Here is an 18,064-nt window from a genome sequence, read left to right on the forward strand (position 1 = left end):
TTTACTCCAATCTATGAGCCAGCGAGTCCATATGAGTCAGATAGTTCAGGCTTGCAGAAAGATTTGAAGGATTAAATGGGTAACAGAAGATCACATGAGATAATCCGGCAGGTAATAGTTATGAAGTGCATTAATTCTTTGAGGATGAAAGCGATAGACCGAAATTGCGAATGTCTTGGGCTTTTACCCGTCCAGTTAATGGAAAATGCGGGGGCTGTTATTGCACAGCACATACGGGAAAAGCTTGAGAGTGGCATGGTACTTCTTCTCGCAGGCCGGGGAAACAACGGGGGAGATGCATTTGTCGCAGCCAGACATCTTGCAGGCTCTTCAGGATACACTGTAAAGGTAATCCTGCTGGGAAAAGCCAGGGACATAGGAACGGAAGAAGCTTTCCATAACTTTTCCCTCTTGAAGTTCAGCCGTGTTGATGTTCTAGAAATAACGGATTCAAGCCAGCTTGAAGCTTCGGCTTCTAAATGGTTTCAGGAAGCCGATCTACTCGTAGACGCGGTATTCGGAACCGGAATAAGAGGAAAGCTCAGAGAACCTGAATCAAAGGCTATCGACTTTATAAACCGGGAAGGAAAAGCCGGAAAAACCGTAATTTCGGTTGACATACCCTCAGGACTTGACCCTGATGGTGGAGATTTTGAAAAAGCCGTGCATGCAGAGTTTACAGTCACTTTTCACCACATGAAGACCGGGCTTTTGAGCGAGAAGGCAAAAGAATACACTGGCATGATAAAGGTTGCAGACATCGGAATCTGTGCTGACGCCGAACAGTATGTTGGTCCCGGAGACCTTATGATGCTGCACAGGCGAGAGTCCGGGGAACACAAAGGTGATTCCGGAAAAATCCTTGTTATAGGAGGAGGCCCGTATTCAGGAGCTCCGGCCCTTGCGTCCCTTGCAGCCCTTAAATCTGGAGCAGACCTTGTAACTGTAGCAGTTCCAGAACCTGTAGCCGAAATAGTAGCATCATATTCTCCAAACCTGATCGTCCGAAAACTCTCTTCAAATGTCCTCTGCCCTGAAGATCTTTCAATCCTTATGGACCTTATAAATTCCCATGATGTAGTTGTGATGGGGATGGGGCTCGGAAGAGCGACAGAAACCCTGGAAGCCGTCCGAAAAATCCTGCCCTTTTGCAGGAAAGCAGTTCTTGATGCCGATGCCCTCTCAGCTCTCTCAGGCGCTATTTTTGAAAGCCTTGCAGGCAACTGCGAACTGATAGTAACTCCGCATGCAGGAGAATTTGCCCGCCTGAGAAATGTGGAAACTCCTGAGGACATGGAATCCCGTATTAAAGCCGTCAGGGAGTTTTCGGAGGAAAAAGGGGTTGTAACACTTCTCAAAGGAAAAATCGATATTATCTCGGACGGAAAGCAGACCCTGCTGAACAGGACAGGAAATCCGGGCATGACCGTGGGAGGCACAGGAGATGTCCTTGCAGGGCTTACAGGATCGTTTTTTTCCAGAAATCCCGCATTCCTCGCGGCAGCCTGTTCTGCACATATCAACGGGGCAGCCGGTGATCTGGCTTTTGAAAAAGCAGGAAACGGGCTGCTTGCAACGGATGTTCTGGAGAAAATTCCTGAAATAATTAAAGCGGCTGAGATAGGGTAAAAAAGAAGATTGAGTATCAGAGATTGAGTATCAGAGATAGAGTAAAGTAAGTATAAAATACTGTAAATTTGCTAAGGGGAGGCAATTAGTATGGTACATGAAGCTGAAAGAAAAATCGAGCTGAAAATAGAAAGAAACCGGATAAGAGTTACGATTTTTCATGGGGAAGACGAACAGGTTATAAAACTCAACCTTGAAGAAGCCAGAGAACTTAGAGAAGAGCTGGATAAAGTAATTGAAGACTATTCCCAAAGAAAGCAAATAAGAATCGACTGATCCGAGAAAATATGTGTTGAAGTGCCAAAAAAGCATAAAATGTCAGGAAAACATTAGAATGTCAGGAAAACATTAGAATGTTAAAAAGGCATTGAAATGCCAGAAATGCCAAAAAGAGATTTAATTTCAAAAATAAGTACTAAAATTTCATAAAAAGGGAATTGAAATCCAGGTTGGCTCAAAACAGAGAAATCAAGGTTATATATGTACGAAAAACGTGGTGATTTTGTGGAAAAGCAGTTTACTCATATTAAGTCCGGCAGAGCGCATATGGTAGATATCAGCGAAAAACGTGAGGTTCCTAGATTGGCGCGGGCTGCAGGAGAAATTATACTTTCCGAGGAGACTATAGAGAAGATCCAAACCGGAAACGTGGAAAAAGGCAACGTGCTTGCAACTGCACGGGTTGCTGCCTTGCTTGCGATTAAAAAGACCCCTGAAATAATCCCAATGTGCCATCAGATCCCTATAACTGCCATAGACGTGGATTTTGAGATCGGCAAAGGGATGATTTCAGCAGAGGTAAAAGTCCGGACTGTCGGGAAAACAGGAGTTGAGATGGAAGCCTTAACAGGGGTTTCGGCAGCACTGCTGACGATCTGGGATATGGTTAAATCAGTAGAAAAAGACGACAGTGGAAATTATCCAAATACTTCAATACAAAATATCAGGGTGCTCGAAAAGCTCAAAGGATAAGGCTCAGGGTAAGCCCATAAAAAATAAGCTTTTTAAAGGATGGGATATATCAAGACCGCAGACTGAGGTATATATCTTGAAGATCATAGGTGGACCAGCATCACAATTACTTGCCAGCCGCACTGCCCGGGCTTTAGGGATAGAGCCTGTACTTTCCGAGTTTAATCGATTTCCTGATGGGGAACTTTATCTCCGAATCGCAGAAGATATCGAAAACGAGCGTGTAACCCTTATTCAGAGTACGCCCACTGATTCTGATCTTGTTTCCTTGCTCCAGCTTATCGATGCCTGTGAAGGAGCAAAAGAACTCAATGTCGTGATCCCTTACATGGGATATGCCAGACAGGACAAGAAATTCAAGCCCGGAGAGCCGATAAGTGCCCGTGCAATTGCCCGCTGTATAAGGGCTGACCGTGTCTTTACGATAAACATCCACGAAAAAAGTGTGCTTGAACATTTCCCTGGCTCTGCGGAAAACCTTGACGCAGCTAAACTTGTCGGGGACTATATTGCAGGGCTTAACCTGGAAAATCCACTTCTGCTTGCTCCGGATTCGGGAGCCGAAGGGCTTGTAAAGCGTGTCTCGTTAGGTCTGGGCTTTGATTACGATCACCTGGAGAAAACAAGGCTCAGCGGGGACACAGTTGTAATCAAGACAAAGAATCTCGATGTAACAGGCAGGAACGTTGTCCTTGTAGACGATATGATTGCAACAGGCGGGACAATGGCGGGATCTATCAAAATGCTCAGATCTCAGGGGGCTGCAGATGTTTACATTGCCTGTGTACATCCAGTACTTGCAAGGAACGCAGCTTTAAGGCTCTTCAATGCGGGCGTAAAGGATATTCTCGGAACCGACACCCTTGAAAGAGCAGAGAGCAGGCTGAGCGTTGCTCCCCTTATTGCAGATGCCCTTAAAGGACTCTGATTAAAATAGTTTAATTTTATTACCGTTAACTATTTTTTATGTTCTGTTGTTTCTAGTACTATGACTCTTCCAGAAGTCTGTCCACTTGATGAAAGTCAGACATGTAAAGGGCGGGAGTGTCACCTCTTCTGCCTTGAATGGAGAACAAGAGAACCCACCTGCCTTATAGGCTACAGTGTAACAAGTAAAATTAAATCCGGAAAAGCTGACCGTAACAGGGATACCTATGCTGAAGATACTTTCCGAAAACTAGGGCGGCAGCCGCTTTCTAAGAGAAATAATGTCTCTAATAAAGGAGACTGGACCCCTTCAAGGCTCACAAAAAGACCTCAGGAAAAACCTGTTGAAAGAAATGAAAGGAATACTTCTAAGAGCCGGTACTTCCAGGACACAACTGTAAAGAATCCTGACCTGAAGCCTGAGGAAAAACCTGAGGAAAAACCTGAGGAAAAACCTGAAGAAAGGCAAAGATATGCTCCAAGTGATACTGAGAAAGTCTCTATAAGGCTGGAACCCGGATTGAAAACTGAGCTGGCTGAACAGAATTCGGTTATATATGCAAACAATCAGCCAAAAGTACATGAAAAGTCAAAGGCCCCGGAAAAAGTCATTTCAAGAGATAAGCATACTACAATCTTTGCACCTTCTGATGCCGATAAAAAAGATACCTCTTGCCCGCCAGGGAGAGAAGAAAAAGCAGAAAAGTCCCCTGAAAACAGGGAAAAACGCAAAAAGCTTGATAAAGCGATGGAGATAGACCTTCCTGATACTTACGAAGATGATTTCTGGAGTTAACCGTTTTCAGCCCGAAAATGGCTGTTTTTCGCTCAACCGTTGACCCACAACCGTTGACCCACAATCGTTGCGCCAGTTAATCACGCTGTTATAGCGTTTTAGATTTAGCAGTAATTTTTGCTCAAGCCTTTTTTGAAAAGGCTTGGCAGTTAACCACCCCCCAGCTCAAAGAAATAGCTCAGACATACAGGCAGAAGTCCGGAAAGGGGTTCTTACCCTTGAAGAAAAAAATTATTATCTTTACGCCGGCGTTCCTTAAGTGAATTTGCTTGATTCCTTTATGAAACCGATTGTTCATGATTTTAAGACATTGAGTTTAAAGATGTTGAATGATTATAATCCATGAATATAGAAGGAATTATGAGGAAATCAACTATACGTCTGAGAGAGAATTTTGATATCTTAAGATTCTCATTTTTTGTGCCGTTTAACTATGCTGCTTAACTTATGCTGCTTAACTTATGTTGCTTAACTTATGCTGCTTAACTTATGCTGCTTAACTTATGCTGCTTAACTTATGCTGCTTAACTTATGCTGCTAACTTTTATTTTGCATGCTCGGGAAGGAAACAAAAAAGGATATGATGATTCAGGATGGACCGCCAGACATACCAGACAATCTACAGCTCACTGCATGACTTTAAAGATGTTTTTCGACTTTCGGAGGAATATTCCAAACCCGTAGGTGTGCTTGCAACAATTCTCAATCAGAAAGTCGTGAAAAAGACTCGGTTCAAACACAGGAAAGTTTATTCAAGAGAAACTGAACTTTTTTTAAAATGGAAACAGGGACGCACTATTCTTGACCTTGCGGAATACACAGGCTTTCCTCCAACCCTTATGGCATCCCTTATTATGAAAAATTGTCAAATTTCCAAGAAAAGCATAAACTGGCTCTTCAAAAATGTGGATTTAATCGAAAACCGCCGTCTTCAAAAGGAAGTCAAAAAAGCTCTTGATGTCGATCACTTCTTTTCGCCTCATGCCCATGAGATGCAGTGTAAGAAAGGAGAGATGGGAGAAGCACTTATCCAGAAATGGCTCGATGATAGAGAAATTTCGTATTGCACCGAAGCAGACATTCGGGCCAGGGGAGAAGGCAAGACTCCTGATTTTGTCCTGGAAAATCCCGTATGTATAGACAATCTTATGGTCAACTGGATTGAAAGCAAAGCGCTTTTTGGAGACGAGTTCGAGCATGAACATTATTCAAAGAAACAATTTCGGGAATATGCAGAGATTTTCGGGGAAGGTATGGTTGTCTACTGGTACGGGTATCTCGAAGATCTCCCTGCTGAAGGCTATCTTGTAAAGAACTACAGCTTTTTTGAAGAATATCAAGAGGATATTGACGAGCTATTTAATTATCTGGTATATTGGTGAATCGCAAGCCTTTTCAAAAAACTGCTTGCCCGCAAGCCTTTTAAAAAAAGGCTTGAGCGAAAACCCAAGCAACATTTGTTGAGTTTAAGAAACTTGGCCCCAAACCCTATCGGCGTGATAAACCGGCGCAACGGTTTTGGTCCAGCCGGCGCAACGGTTGTATTAAAGCTTTGCAATAGACGACATATTGGTAATAGGGTCTTTTTCTACCTGGAAGACGTGGTCTGCCGAATCTATTAGGGATTCATCATGGGATACCACAATAATCTGGCCTACACCTATGCCGCGCATCATGTCTATGAGTTTCAAAAGCTGGTTTATATGCCCGCGGTCCAGGAAAACCGTAGGCTCATCAAGGATCATAGGGGGGAGCCCGTCTGCTCTATCTCCGCCAAAACCCATGGCAAGAAGCCTGTAGATCGCACAGCGCAGGACGAGGTTAAAGATTGCACGTTCTCCCCCGCTAAGGAGTTTTGGTTCAAGGGGGGTGCCGTCTTTTCTGTAAACCGTCAGGTTATATTCCGGGTCAAGTTCGATATGGGAATAGGCATTATTTGTATACATAAAGCTGAACATTTCATTCAAAAGGGTAGAAAGAGCTCCTATGTTTTTTGTCCGCATATCAGCCCGAACGCGCATATACATGCTCTCAAGCTCCTCGGCGTTGCTATATACGGCTTCGAGGTACTGCTGCCTGTTCTCAAGAGCTTTGAGTTCTTCTTTCAGCTCATTGCGACGTTTTAGACTATTCTCGACCATACCGACTTCTTTTAAGAGCGCATCTTTGGCAGCCGTTATTTGCCGGATTTTTTCAGTAAGGTTTGCCTGATACTCTTCAAGCTGGGCACGCTGTGACTGAAGATCTTCGAACCTGCTCCCCTGCAGCTTTCCTTCAAGCTGTTTTACCCGTTCGTTTCTTTCAAGGATTTCCCTGTCAAAGAAGCCGACTTTTTCGGCAAGGTTCCTGATTGAAGCCTCAAGCTCGGAGATTTTGTGCTTAACGTTATCCATCTGGATCAGGTTTGCCCCGAGTTTTTTTGTCTTCAAGAGACGCTTTGCACTCTCTTCATAGGTTTCTTTTACCGCGGCTTCTTTTTTCCGCAGGGTTTCAAGCTCAACTCCCAGGGTTTTGAGTTTTTCCTTTTCCTGAGTCTCCCGCTCGGCAAGCACTTTTAGTTTCTCATTGAGCTCTTCAAGCCTCTGCCCGTAATTTTCGATCAGTGCCAGGGAAGTCCTGATTTTCCCGTTCAGGCTTTCTCTTTCAGAGGTGTTTTCGGCAAGCTTTTTCTCAAAGGCTTTTGCCTCTCGAAGTACTCTTTCACTCTCACCATGGGCTTTTTGAGCTGCTGCCTCCCATCCCTGCAGGGCTTTAATGTCAGGAAGAAGCTTACCCATCTTGGTCTCAAGTTCTTCCTTTTGTTTATTAAGGCCTTCAAGTTTAAGGGAATCTTCCTCGGTTCGGGTTTTGTGGATCTCTATCCTTTCTTGCAGGTCTTTTGCCTTATTTTTGAGTCTTTCGGTTTCCATGTCGTAATCCGAAATCCGCTTCTCCAGCTTTTTTGCATCCTTAAGCCGATTGAGTTTTTTCTCGACTTCGGCCTGCTGGAGCTTTATATCGAGAAGTTCTGCTGCAAGCTTTTCTCTCTTCTGTTCGGATTCCCCGGTTGTGCATGCGATTTCAGAGCCTTTAAGATCCTGCCCGCATGTAGGGCATTTTCCTTCGGCAAGCAGCTGCCGGTTTTTACGGATAACTTTATCAAGCTCCCTGACGGTAGCTTCAAGCTCTTTTTCTCGCCCATGCAGTCTGTTTTTGTTTTCCAGCAGAAGTTCACTGAGGTACTCCAGGTCCTCTAGCTGTTCTCCGGTAAAGCCAAGACCCTTTAACCCTGCAGAAGCTTCGGATTTTTGCTCCTGGACTTCCAGAACTGCCTTTTCATTTTCCCTGAGCTCCTCTTCAAGAATTTCAATCTCTGTTTTACTTTTCCGAACTGCGACCCTGGCATTTTGAAGTTCCTTATCGAGTGTGAGAAGATTTATGTCTCCGGTTTCTTTTTCTTTGAAAGCAAGCGCAAGTTTTGTCGAGGCTTCGTTTTTTCGTTCGCGCAGAAGGCTTTCTTTTTCTTCGAGCTCATTTATAAATAAAGGAATCTCATAAGTGTCCGTGAAGCCTGTAGTCTCTTTTGCAGTTTCTTTTAGCTTTTTATTTTCATCCTCGATTCTCAGTATATTTTTCCTATTTCCTTCAATTTCCCGGTTTGTAGACCCGATATCCTCCCTGCAATGGATCAAAGTCTGTTCGGTCTCAGCCTTTTCGTTTTCAAGGTCGTGCAGAGCCTGAGTGTGAACCTCTTCTTCCCTGAGGAGAAGAGCAAGTTCTTTTGAGACTGCGTTTACCTTTTCTCTGGCAAGAAATTCCTCTTTTTCCTGCTGCAGGCTCAGAGCCTCAATCTCAAGATCTCCAAAACCACATTTTTCTCGAATAAGATTATTTTCTTCTTCCAGTCTGAGCAGAGCTTGCCTTTGTTCACGGGATTCTACGGCGAAGGTTTCTTTTTCCCGGATACAGCCAGCCTTGTCTTCCTGAGATTTAACCAGGGCCTGCTTCAGAGCCTGGATTTCCTGGAGACGTTCCCTGTGCTCTGTGATCATAAGGTCGAGTTTTTCTTTCTGGGCGGCTGCCGTCTCTTTATTTTCATTATATTTTTTTAAGATAGCATCGTTTTCCTTTATCTTCTGCCTGAGCCCATTCAAAACGGCATGCGGTTCTGTACTTTCAATTCCCTCAATTTCAGATTTTACGCTCGAAAGGCTGTTACCTGTGTCCCTTTGAAGCCTTTTTACAGCCGTTTTTGCGCTTCCTGCCCTTTCCCTGTATTCTTCGAGCTTTCCGAGCTGCAGAAGGCCGTCGATCATTCGCTGCCTATCTTTTGGTTTTGCATTAATGAGTACATCAATTTCGCCCTGCCTGATATAAGCACAGTTCCTGTACGCATCTTCGTCCATATTCAGAAGAGAACAGACCTCTTCGTAAGTCCGTGTAGCCTGATCAACAATACTCTCCCCGTCGGCATAGAGCACGCATTTCGAATTCGAAGCGTTCTCACTTTTAGAAGAATACCTGAAAGCCTGTTCTATAAGGTAGTCCTGCCCTAAATGCTCAAAACCCAGGTTTATTTTCGCATTTTCAGCCCCTTTGAAGATTACATCTGCAAGCACAAAGTCCTTTGAAAGAGTTTTGCTCCCAAAAAGCCCCATAAAACATGCTTCAAGCAGGCTGGACTTCCCGCTCCCGTTCACCCCGGAAATGACTGTAACTCCATCTTCAAATGTAAAATCCAGTTTTTTATAACTCCGGATGTTTTCAATATGCAGGTTTTTGAGTTTCACAGATAATCACCAAGGTTATACTGTCGAGGTACAGCAGTCTTTCTCCTTCCCTTTTTTGGTCCGATTGTTCCCGTTTTGTCATTTAACTCTGTAACCCTGGCAGGTTCCTCTTCAGGCAGCTTTTTAGCTTTGTCTGTATTTTCCTTTACAGGTTTGCCTTTAACCCCGGGCTCAGAACGCTTTCTACTCTTCTTCTCAGGTTTACTTTCAGGAAATTCACTTTCCGGGTTATTTTGAGGTTCATTTTCAAGATTACTTTCGGCTCGACGTTTAGATTTACCTTCAGATTTACCTTCAGATTTAATTTCAGGTTTAATTTCAGATTCACTTTCAAGTTCGGTTTCAGTTTTACTTTCAGATTTAACTTTAGGTTTACTTTCTGCTCGGCTTTTAGGTTTAATTTCAGGTTTACTTTCAGCTTGAATTTCAGGCTCGCTATCTTTGTCTATCCTTAACTCGGTTTCAGCCTCTTGAGTTTTTCCTGAAGTCCTGGAAGTTTCCTGTGGAATATCCGATTTAGGCGGCACTACAGGTTTACTGTCCGGCTCTGTTGATCTTGAATCAGGCGGCTTCAAAAGCTCCAAATCAGATGAACACTGAGAGTTTGATGCTGGTAATTCGGAACTATCGGGACTCACGGCTGAAATCTCAGTACTTTTTGATGTCTCAATGCCCTTTGATGTCTCAGTGCTCTTTGATGTCTCAATGCTCTTTGATGTCTCAGTACTCTTTTTAGTACCATTTTTTTCAGCATTCTTAATTCGGTCTGAAGTCCTCAGAATTCCTGAAAGTTCAGTAATTTCAAGCCTGTCGGAAACTATTCCCTCTGACCCGTTTTTACCAACAAACCCAGCCTCTCCTACAGTATCAGGGTTTATTTCTTCAAATTCCAGAAGTTTGGGAGTGATGGCAGAACTTGCAGCGCTGGGAATGTCAGCAGAACCATCGGGACTGGAAGAATTGGCGGGAATCTCTATCCTGAAATCAGGGTTTTTGAAGTCCGTAGCTTTAGCTTCAATAAGTTTCGATAGGCGGTCCTCGGTTTCTTCGTCTACCCTTGACTTTGAGATATCAGTGCTCCGGACAATTTCATCAATAATCAGCCCGCCGTCATTTAAGTTCATTTTCCGGATCTCGCTTGCAACGGCATGGTCAGGATCAGAAAATGTTACTGTTAAGACTTCCTCCGGGAAGGACTCTTTTGCCCTCCGGTCTATAAAGTTTGACACAAGAGCTCCTTTTTTAAGCAGGTATTCCTCAAGTTCGCTCTGTGACAGGACTGCCCCCGAATCCCCGAAAATTTCCAGAAATGTCACGGATTCAGGGATATCTTCCAGATATTCATCTACTTTAGAAAATATCTGTTCATAGGGCTTATCTTCCCCTTTCAAATCTACTCGAATGGAAAGGAATCTCCGGGTTGGAATCGTGCGTTTGCTAATTTCAAGTCCTTTTTCGGAAAGAGTGATAATATTATAGGAACGAGCTTCTTTTTCGGACAGACTGTTCCGTTCCGTACTGCCGGGGTAAGTAATCCAGGTCTCGCCGGTCTTATTTTTGAGTATTGAATGTTCATGGTAGTCGCCAAGAAGAACTGCATCAACCTTGAAAGGAAGGTTTTCAAGCACTTCATCACAGTCCCATTCAGCATATGGAAATGGATTCATAATCTGGTGCATCACAAGCAGTTTCCAGCCGTTTTCCGCAGGGGAGGAAGGGATAGAAGAGATGGAAGGAGTAGAAGGGCTGGATAAAGTAGAAGAGGCAGAAGAGGCAGAAGGAGTAGATGGGTTGGGAGGAGTTGAAGACGTGGACGAAATGGGAGAATTGGAAAGGTTTGAAGAAGTAGAAACAGTTGAAGAAGTAGAATCAGTGGAATCAGTGGAATCAGTGGAATCAGTGGAATCAGTGGAATCAGTGGAAGGGTTTGAATCAGTGGAAGAAGCAGAAGAGTTGGAACTGTCAGGAGAGCCCGGCGCCTCAAATCCTGAATAGTCAAATATAGGAATTTTTGATTTTGGGACACTGTCAATCCCGTAGATGGCTGCATTACCTACCATTAGAGGTTTTTTTCCGAGCCTTGCCGCAAGTCCCATTTCCTCAAAAAGGTCGAGCCACTGGGTATTCTGTTTGCTCTCATGGTTCCCTACAATTCCTAAAAAAGGTATGTCAGCCGCCTTCAGCCTGGACAGGAGATTTATTGTATCAAGGAGGTCTTCAAGGGTCGGGTTCCTTGAATCAAAAAGGTCTCCCGCATGCACTACGGCATCGACCTGCATCTCAACCGCATCATTTACAACAAGTTTGAAAGCTGCAAAAAAATCGTTTCTCCGGACCTCGCTATGATATTGCCTGTATCCCAGATGCGTGTCTGCAGTGTGGAGTATCCTAATTTCCCTGGCCATGGTTCTATCAGTCTCTAATTTTTATCCTATGAGGGTTTCTATATTAGTAATTAACTAATTTTTACAGAAGATAGACTTCCTCCAGATGGGAAATTAACATCTTTCATGCCGGAATGCTGACTAATTGACATAAATCTGACATAAGATTCAAAAATAAACTTTGGGAGGGCTTCTGGTGGTTCGCAGTGTGTATAATTGTCAATTCAAGGAACTACAATGATGCTTTTATTTCAGTCGAATACCCCGCTAGCTTGCTGCGGAGTGCGCCAGTGCAACTTTGATTTTACTGAAAAATTATGCACAATCCTACCACTTGTTTTTATGATCTGTCTTTTTGCAAACTTTTTTGAATTTAGAGACCTTATCGTCTGTTAAACTTTGAGCATGTTTATATATTCATAAGTATACCTATCGTGACAATATAAAAAGATCAGAGGACTTCAGCAGTGGGCTGAAAATACTTAGCGATAAGCTTTGGATAATTAGTTGAAACTGGTGGATAAAATGGCTCGTATATATGTGTCTTCTACTTTTAAAGATCTTGAGGAATGCCGTGAAAAAGTAAGATTAAGTTTGAGGCAAATGGGCCATGAAGATATAGCAATGGAATATTATGTTGCTGGGGACGAAAGACCAGTTGACAAATGCCTGGAAGATGTTGCCTCTTGCGATCTATACATAGGTATTTTTGCGTGGCGATACGGTTTTGTGCCTAAAGGATATGATAAATCCATTACAGAACTTGAGTATAGAAAAGCAGTCGAAACAGGAAAACATTGCTTAATATTTTTACTACATGAAAATGCTCCCTGGCCACGTAATCTTATTGATAAAGGTGAAGATCAAGAGAAAATTGAGGCTTTAAGGAACGAATTGTCTGCTGAAAAGACAGTTAGCTTTTTTAATACACCCGACGAACTTGCCAGCGTTGTAGGCTCAGCTGTTCACAATTGGGAAATTAATAATAGAAACCCAGTTAGAAATCCAGTTCGTGAGCCTTTCCATATAGCACCCATTCAAGTCCCATCATTAACAGAATCTTTTGTAGAACTCCCTGTAATGCAAGAGATTAAAAGCCATCTCCTCAATGGTAGCAATTCGCAAGGGATACTTGCTATTACCGCAATTCAGGGACTGGGAGGCATTGGAAAAACAACCCTTGCTAAGATTGTAGCTCATGATAAAGAGGTCCAAAGTTATTTTTCAAATGGAATACTCTGGGTTACTCTTGGTCAGGAACCTGATAAACTCTCTTTGCTAAATGGCTGGATAAAGGAACTTGGAGATTCTCAATCTAATCATACAACGGTAGAAACAGCATCGAATCATTTGATAACACTGCTTTACGAAAAACACATTCTTTTAGTCGTAGATGATGCCTGGAACTCCAGGGATGTAAAACCTTTTTTAGTAGGCGGGTCCAGCTGCCAGACTATAATAACAACAAGAAAAGCTTACATAGCTGATGATTTAGGTGCAAAATGTTATTCTTTGAATTTAATGACAGAAGAGCAATCTTTAGAGTTATTTGCCAAAGTTCTGCAAGATTCCTGGAAAGAAAATGAAAAAGAGCACGCCCTTAAAGTCGCCAAAGATGTGGGTTACCTTCCATTGGCTTTAAATCTGGCAGCTAAAAGAAGAAAAAGGGACTATCCCTGGGTCAAGATACACGAAGCACTTGAAGAAGAAATTGCTCTTCTTAGTGTTTTAAGTCCACGAGTATTAGGAAAAAGAGAAGAAGGGCTGGAAGCATCTTTAAATTTAAGTTTAAAAGCTCTCAGATCCTATGATGAAGAAGCCTTTTTAAATTTTATATGGCTTGGAGTTCTGCCTGACGACATTAAAGTGAATGAAAAAATGGCTTCCACTCTTTGGGGCATAGATAAAGAAGAAGCTGGATATGTGCTGGAATTTCTATGGGAAGAAGGTCTGCTTACACAAGATTCAATAATTCAGTTGGGAAATGAAAAACTAAAAACATATCGTATACATGACCTTTTTCATGATATTGCCTGTCATTATTTGACACGTTCCCCTAATACGGAAAATAGCACAGAACTTCCTGGTTTAGGATTAACACTTAATGAAGCCCATACTTCTTTATTAAACCGTTATCAATCAAAAATGCAGAAAGTGGGTTTATGGCATACATTAGAAGATGATGCTTACATCCACAGTCACCTGACCTGGCATATGGAGAAAGCAGGAAAGATTGAAGATATCCATAATTTATTAATTGAAGAAACCGAAAACGGAAAAAATGGGTGGTATGAAGCCCTTGAATCCCTCGAATTAAATGCAGTTTTTATTGAAGATCTTATGAAAGCTTGGAATTTATCCGAAAAAAATTCAGAGCACCAAATAGAACAAGGTAATAAAACTTCTTTCATTGGACTGGAACTTCGTTATGCTCTTATATACACTTCAATAAACAGTTTGTCATCTAATATTTCTACAGAACTACTGGTTGCACTTCTTGAAACTAAAAAATGGAATGAAACTAAAGTGTTTATATACGCACAAAAAGAACCTGATTCTTATGAAAGAGTAACTAAATTAATCTCAATTTATCGAATAATAAATGATGAATCTATGAAAGAAGAAGTGATGGACAAAGCCCTTGAAATCACCTCAAGGATTCAATATGATTATGCTAGATCAAATGCCCTTTCTGCTCTTGTCCCTCATTTGGATGGCCAAAGAAAAGAAGAAGTGATAGAAAAAGCCCTTGAAATCGCTTCAAAGATTCAAAATGACTATTACAGATTAAATGCCCTTTCTGTTCTTGTCCCTCATTTGGATGGTCAAAGAAAAGAAGAAGTGATGGACAAAGCCCTTGAAATCACCTCAAGGATTCAAGATGACTATCACAGATCAAATGCCCTTTCTGCTCTTATTCCTCATTTGGATGGTCAAAGAAAAGAAGAAGTGATGGACAAAGCCCTTGAAATCGCCTCAAGGATTCAATTTGATTATGCTAGATCAAATGCCCTTTCTGCTCTTATTCCTCATTTAGATAGCCAAAGAAAAGAAGAAGTGATAGAAAAAGCCCTTGAAATCGCTTCAAAGAGTCAAAATGACTATTACAGATCAAATGCCCTTTTGGCTCTTGTACCTCATTTGGATGGCCAAAGAGAAGAAGTGATAGAAAAAGCCCTTGAAATCGCCTCAAAGATTCAAGATGACTATCACAGATCAAATACCCTTTTTGCTCTTGTCCCTTATTTGGATGGCCAAAGAAAAGAAGAAGTGATAGAAAAAGCCCTTGAAATCACCTCAAGGATTCAAGATAATTATTACAGAGCACGTGCCCTTTCTACTCTTGTTCCTCATTTGGATGGCCAAAGAAAAGAAGAAGTGATAGAAAAAGCCCTTGAAATCGCTTCAAAGATTCAAAATGACTATTACAGATCAAATGTCCTTTCTGCTCTTGTCCCTCATTTGGATGGCCAAAGAAAAGAAGAAGTGATGGACAAAGCCCTTGAAATCACCTCAAGGATTCAAGATGACTATCACAGATCAAATGTCCTTTCTGCTCTTGTCCCTCATTTGGATGGCCAAAGAAAAGAAGAAGTGATGGAAAAAGCCCTTGAAATCACCTCAAGGATTCAAGATGACTATCACAGATCAAATGCCCTTTCTGCTCTTGTCCCTCATTTGGATGGTCAAAGAAAAGAAGAAGTGATGGACAAAGCCCTTGAAATCACTTCAAGGATTCAAGATGACTATCACAGATCAAATGCCCTTTCTGCTCTTGTCCCTCATTTGGATGGCCAAAGAAAAGAAGAAGTGATAGAAAAAGCCCTTGAAATCACCTCAAGGATTCAAGATGACTATTACAGATTAAATGCCCTTTCTGTTCTTGTCCCTCATTTGGATGGTCAAAGAAAAGAAGAAGTGATGGACAAAGCCCTTGAAATCACCTCAAGGATTCAAGATGACTATCACAGATCAAATGCCCTTTCTGCTCTTATTCCTCATTTGGATGTCCAAAGAAAAGAAGAAGTGATAGAAAAAGCCCTTGAAATCGCTTCAAAGATTCAAGATGATACTCTCAGAGCAGATGCCCTTTCTGTTCTTGTCCCTCATTTGGATGTCCAAAGAAAAGAAGAAGTGATAGAAAAAGCCCTTGAAATCGCTTCAAAGATTCAAGATGATATTCTCAGAGCAGATGCCCTTTCTGTTCTTGTCCCTCATTTGGATAGCCAAAGAAAAGAAGAAGCGATGGAAAAAGCCCTTGAAATAGCCTCAAAGATTCAACTTGATTATGTAGGAGTAGATGTACTTTGTTTTGCATTATCCTCCATGAGAAATTCGCCATCGAATAAACTTTATTTTTTGTGGCGAAAAGGAATTAGAATCCTCAGAGAATATCCTCGAAGTAACTTACTTTCTAATATCATCACATTAATTCCAGTTATGAATGATTTAGGTGAAGATGAAACCTTATTTGAAATTTCTCGGGCTATTATAGACGTGTCTAATTGGTTTCCGTAAAGTAAGTATTCTGATGGATACTCTGTAGTCTACGGGGTATGTGTTAAATTTTCAGTATTCAATGACGTCTGTATGGAGGTAAAAACCCATCAATTACACAGTACCTCACAGAGCCTTTTCTATGAATAGAGATATTTTATGTGAAGATAAGACATACTGGATAAAATAAAATCAAAATATGAAATAAGATATCTTTTACATTTAAAGACAGTGGGATCACGTATGAAAAGCACAGTATATCTTTACGTATTTGACACAATGGCTGACTGGGAAATCGGTTATTTAAGCGCTGAATTAAACTCGGGAAGATTCTATAGAAAAGAGTCGCAGCCTTTAAGAATAGTCACAGTTGGCATAGATAATACTCCTGTAATTACAATGGGTGGCATAAAAATAATACCTGATATCGGACATGAAGAATTTATCATTGAAGATGCTGCAGCCCTGATCCTCCCTGGCGGAAATACATGGACAGAACCGATTCACGACCCAATTCTAAAAAAGGCTGAAGAGTGTTTGCAGAAAGGTGTAGTTGTTGGGGCGATTTGCGGCGCTACAATGGGACTTGCTGAAAAAGGGATGCTGAATAATAGATGGCACACCAGCAATGATCTCGGATTTCTTAAAATGATGTGTCCAAACTATGCAGGAGAAATGTATTATAAACAAGAACCGGCTGTAACTGACGGAAATCTGATTACTGCTTCCGGAACAGCTTCACTGGAATTTACTGTTCATGTGTTGAAGAAACTGGACGTATTCTCGCTGGAAACGTTAGATTCATGGTACAATCTTTATCGTACTCAAGAACCGAAATATTTCTATGAACTAATTAGCTCTATTCAATGAACTGCAAGAAGTTCATTTAATTTTATAAAGATTGAACTTACACGGTTGAACCAAAAAATCAATATGTTTTAACCCTTCAATTGTTGAAAACATTCATTATGCTGGAATTAAGCTTTACGAAACAATTTTTTCCGAATTTTTCGCCTGGCGCTGCCTGACATCTGTTTAAGAATGATGGGTGTAGGCGTGTTTTTTCCCGCAGGGGCGACTTTTCCTTCCCTGATTGCTTCCAGTACGGCATCAAGGGTATTTTCCGAGGCATTGATCGTGGTGTATGCCTGGCCTACCATTTCGGGAATATGAGAATCGCTTCCTGCAACGCCCGGAATTCCAAGCCTCTTTGCCTCGGTTGCAGCTTTTCGGTTGGCTCTATTAAAAAGGCAGCGGGAATTGAAGACCTCAATGGCATCAACGTCAAGCCCTTCAAAACTTCCTATCCCGTGAGAACTGCGCTTGAAGGGATGAGGGATAATAACCGTGCCTCCGAGTTTCCTGGCTCTATCTATCGTTTCTTCCGGACTCAGATGAGGCTCGATATTCTGGCTGATTCCGAGAACAAGGATATGGCCCTTCGAAGAACTAACCTCAACCCCGGGAATGACCGTAAGCCCAAGGCCAAGTTCCAGGGCTCTTTTTTCACAGGCAAGCCCGCCTTCCACATTGTCGTGGTCACAGATAGCAATCCCGTCAAGCCCTTTTTTACGTGCAGTTTTAAGGATGTCATCATGGCTTGATTTGCTATCTTTTGAATACTCGGAATGTACATGCAGATCGAATTTCATGCTAACAGGAAAATGAGGAATGGATTTATATAAATTTTGAAACGGGAGTCCATCGACATCCGAGTTTATTACAGACCGCAGAAAATTTCGTTTACTTACGGCAGAAAATTTCGTTTACTTACAACAAGAAATTTCGTTTACTTACGACAAGAAATTTCGTTTACTTACGATCAAATCATGTTTTAAAAACGAGATAAAAATTATGGAGGAATTGCGAACGGGCCGAAACATAGCAAAAATCTGGTTTTAAGGGTGTAGTTTAGGATATTAGGAGGGTCTGACATTTTCAGTAAACACCCGTTCGCATGTAAACAAACAACTTCTGGATATAAATATCTTTCGTGAATATACGAACAATATTCAGGTCATACAAAAAACTCCCTGAGAAAAAGATATTGGAAAACGTTATATTAATATTCCAGTAGTTTTTATAAAATT

General features: G+C 41.8%; 11 protein-coding genes. 8 read left to right on the plus strand and 3 right to left on the minus strand.

What is annotated here, in order from left to right; genetic code table 11:
• The first annotated feature begins 120 nt into the window (after positions 1-120).
• The 6 genes from MSVAZ_RS16080 (at position 121) to MSVAZ_RS16105 (ending at position 5,706) form a co-directional block, all read left to right on the plus strand.
• On the plus strand, positions 121-1,629 hold the full coding sequence (locus tag MSVAZ_RS16080) for a bifunctional ADP-dependent NAD(P)H-hydrate dehydratase/NAD(P)H-hydrate epimerase (protein ID WP_048122603.1): 1,509 nt from the start codon (positions 121-123) through the stop codon (positions 1,627-1,629).
• Positions 1,630-1,719: 90 nt separating this feature from the next.
• Positions 1,720-1,905 carry a hypothetical protein gene (locus tag MSVAZ_RS16085; RefSeq protein ID WP_048122605.1) on the plus strand — a complete coding sequence of 62 codons (186 nt, stop codon included), beginning with the start codon at positions 1,720-1,722 and terminating at the stop codon, positions 1,903-1,905.
• A 228-nt stretch (positions 1,906-2,133) separates the two neighbouring features.
• Complete coding sequence (gene moaC, locus MSVAZ_RS16090; protein ID WP_048124228.1) at positions 2,134-2,601, plus strand: cyclic pyranopterin monophosphate synthase MoaC; 468 nt, start codon at positions 2,134-2,136, stop codon at positions 2,599-2,601.
• A 76-nt stretch (positions 2,602-2,677) separates the two neighbouring features.
• Complete coding sequence (locus MSVAZ_RS16095; protein ID WP_048122607.1) at positions 2,678-3,529, plus strand: ribose-phosphate diphosphokinase; 852 nt, start codon at positions 2,678-2,680, stop codon at positions 3,527-3,529.
• A gap of 60 nt (positions 3,530-3,589) precedes the next feature.
• On the plus strand, positions 3,590-4,324 hold the full coding sequence (locus MSVAZ_RS16100) for a hypothetical protein (RefSeq protein WP_048122609.1): 735 nt from the start codon (positions 3,590-3,592) through the stop codon (positions 4,322-4,324).
• Positions 4,325-4,917: 593 nt separating this feature from the next.
• Positions 4,918-5,706: a C15orf41 family protein gene (locus MSVAZ_RS16105; RefSeq protein WP_048122611.1), complete on the plus strand. Its 789-nt coding sequence runs from the start codon at positions 4,918-4,920 to the stop codon at positions 5,704-5,706.
• A 162-nt stretch (positions 5,707-5,868) separates the two neighbouring features.
• Here MSVAZ_RS16105 and MSVAZ_RS16110 read toward each other — a convergent pair whose 3' ends face one another.
• Both MSVAZ_RS16110 and MSVAZ_RS21950 read right to left on the minus strand, forming a co-directional pair.
• Entirely contained in the window at positions 5,869-9,093 is a 3,225-nt protein-coding gene (locus MSVAZ_RS16110) for a DNA double-strand break repair ATPase Rad50 (protein WP_048122614.1), read from the minus strand.
• Positions 9,090-11,498: a metallophosphoesterase family protein gene (locus tag MSVAZ_RS21950; protein WP_048122616.1), complete on the minus strand. Its 2,409-nt coding sequence runs from the start codon at positions 11,496-11,498 to the stop codon at positions 9,090-9,092. Before MSVAZ_RS21950 ends, MSVAZ_RS16110 begins: the two co-directional genes overlap by 4 nt.
• Positions 11,499-12,002: 504 nt before the next feature.
• On the opposite strand from MSVAZ_RS21950, the gene MSVAZ_RS19010 reads away from it, so the two are divergent.
• The gene (locus tag MSVAZ_RS19010) at positions 12,003-15,995 is read left to right on the plus strand and encodes an NB-ARC domain-containing protein (RefSeq protein ID WP_052728012.1); all 3,993 of its coding nucleotides are present in this window, start codon (positions 12,003-12,005) and stop codon (positions 15,993-15,995) included.
• 222 nt (positions 15,996-16,217) lie between these two features.
• The gene (locus tag MSVAZ_RS16125; protein ID WP_048122618.1) at positions 16,218-16,844 is read left to right on the plus strand and encodes a type 1 glutamine amidotransferase family protein; all 627 of its coding nucleotides are present in this window, start codon (positions 16,218-16,220) and stop codon (positions 16,842-16,844) included.
• A 107-nt stretch (positions 16,845-16,951) separates the two neighbouring features.
• Here MSVAZ_RS16125 and MSVAZ_RS16130 read toward each other — a convergent pair whose 3' ends face one another.
• On the minus strand, positions 16,952-17,626 hold the full coding sequence (locus tag MSVAZ_RS16130; protein ID WP_048122620.1) for a PHP domain-containing protein: 675 nt from the start codon (positions 17,624-17,626) through the stop codon (positions 16,952-16,954).
• Positions 17,627-18,064: the final 438 nt, after the last annotated feature.

It is taken from the genome of Methanosarcina vacuolata Z-761, from assembly GCF_000969905.1.
GTDB classification, from domain to species: domain Archaea; phylum Halobacteriota; class Methanosarcinia; order Methanosarcinales; family Methanosarcinaceae; genus Methanosarcina; species Methanosarcina vacuolata.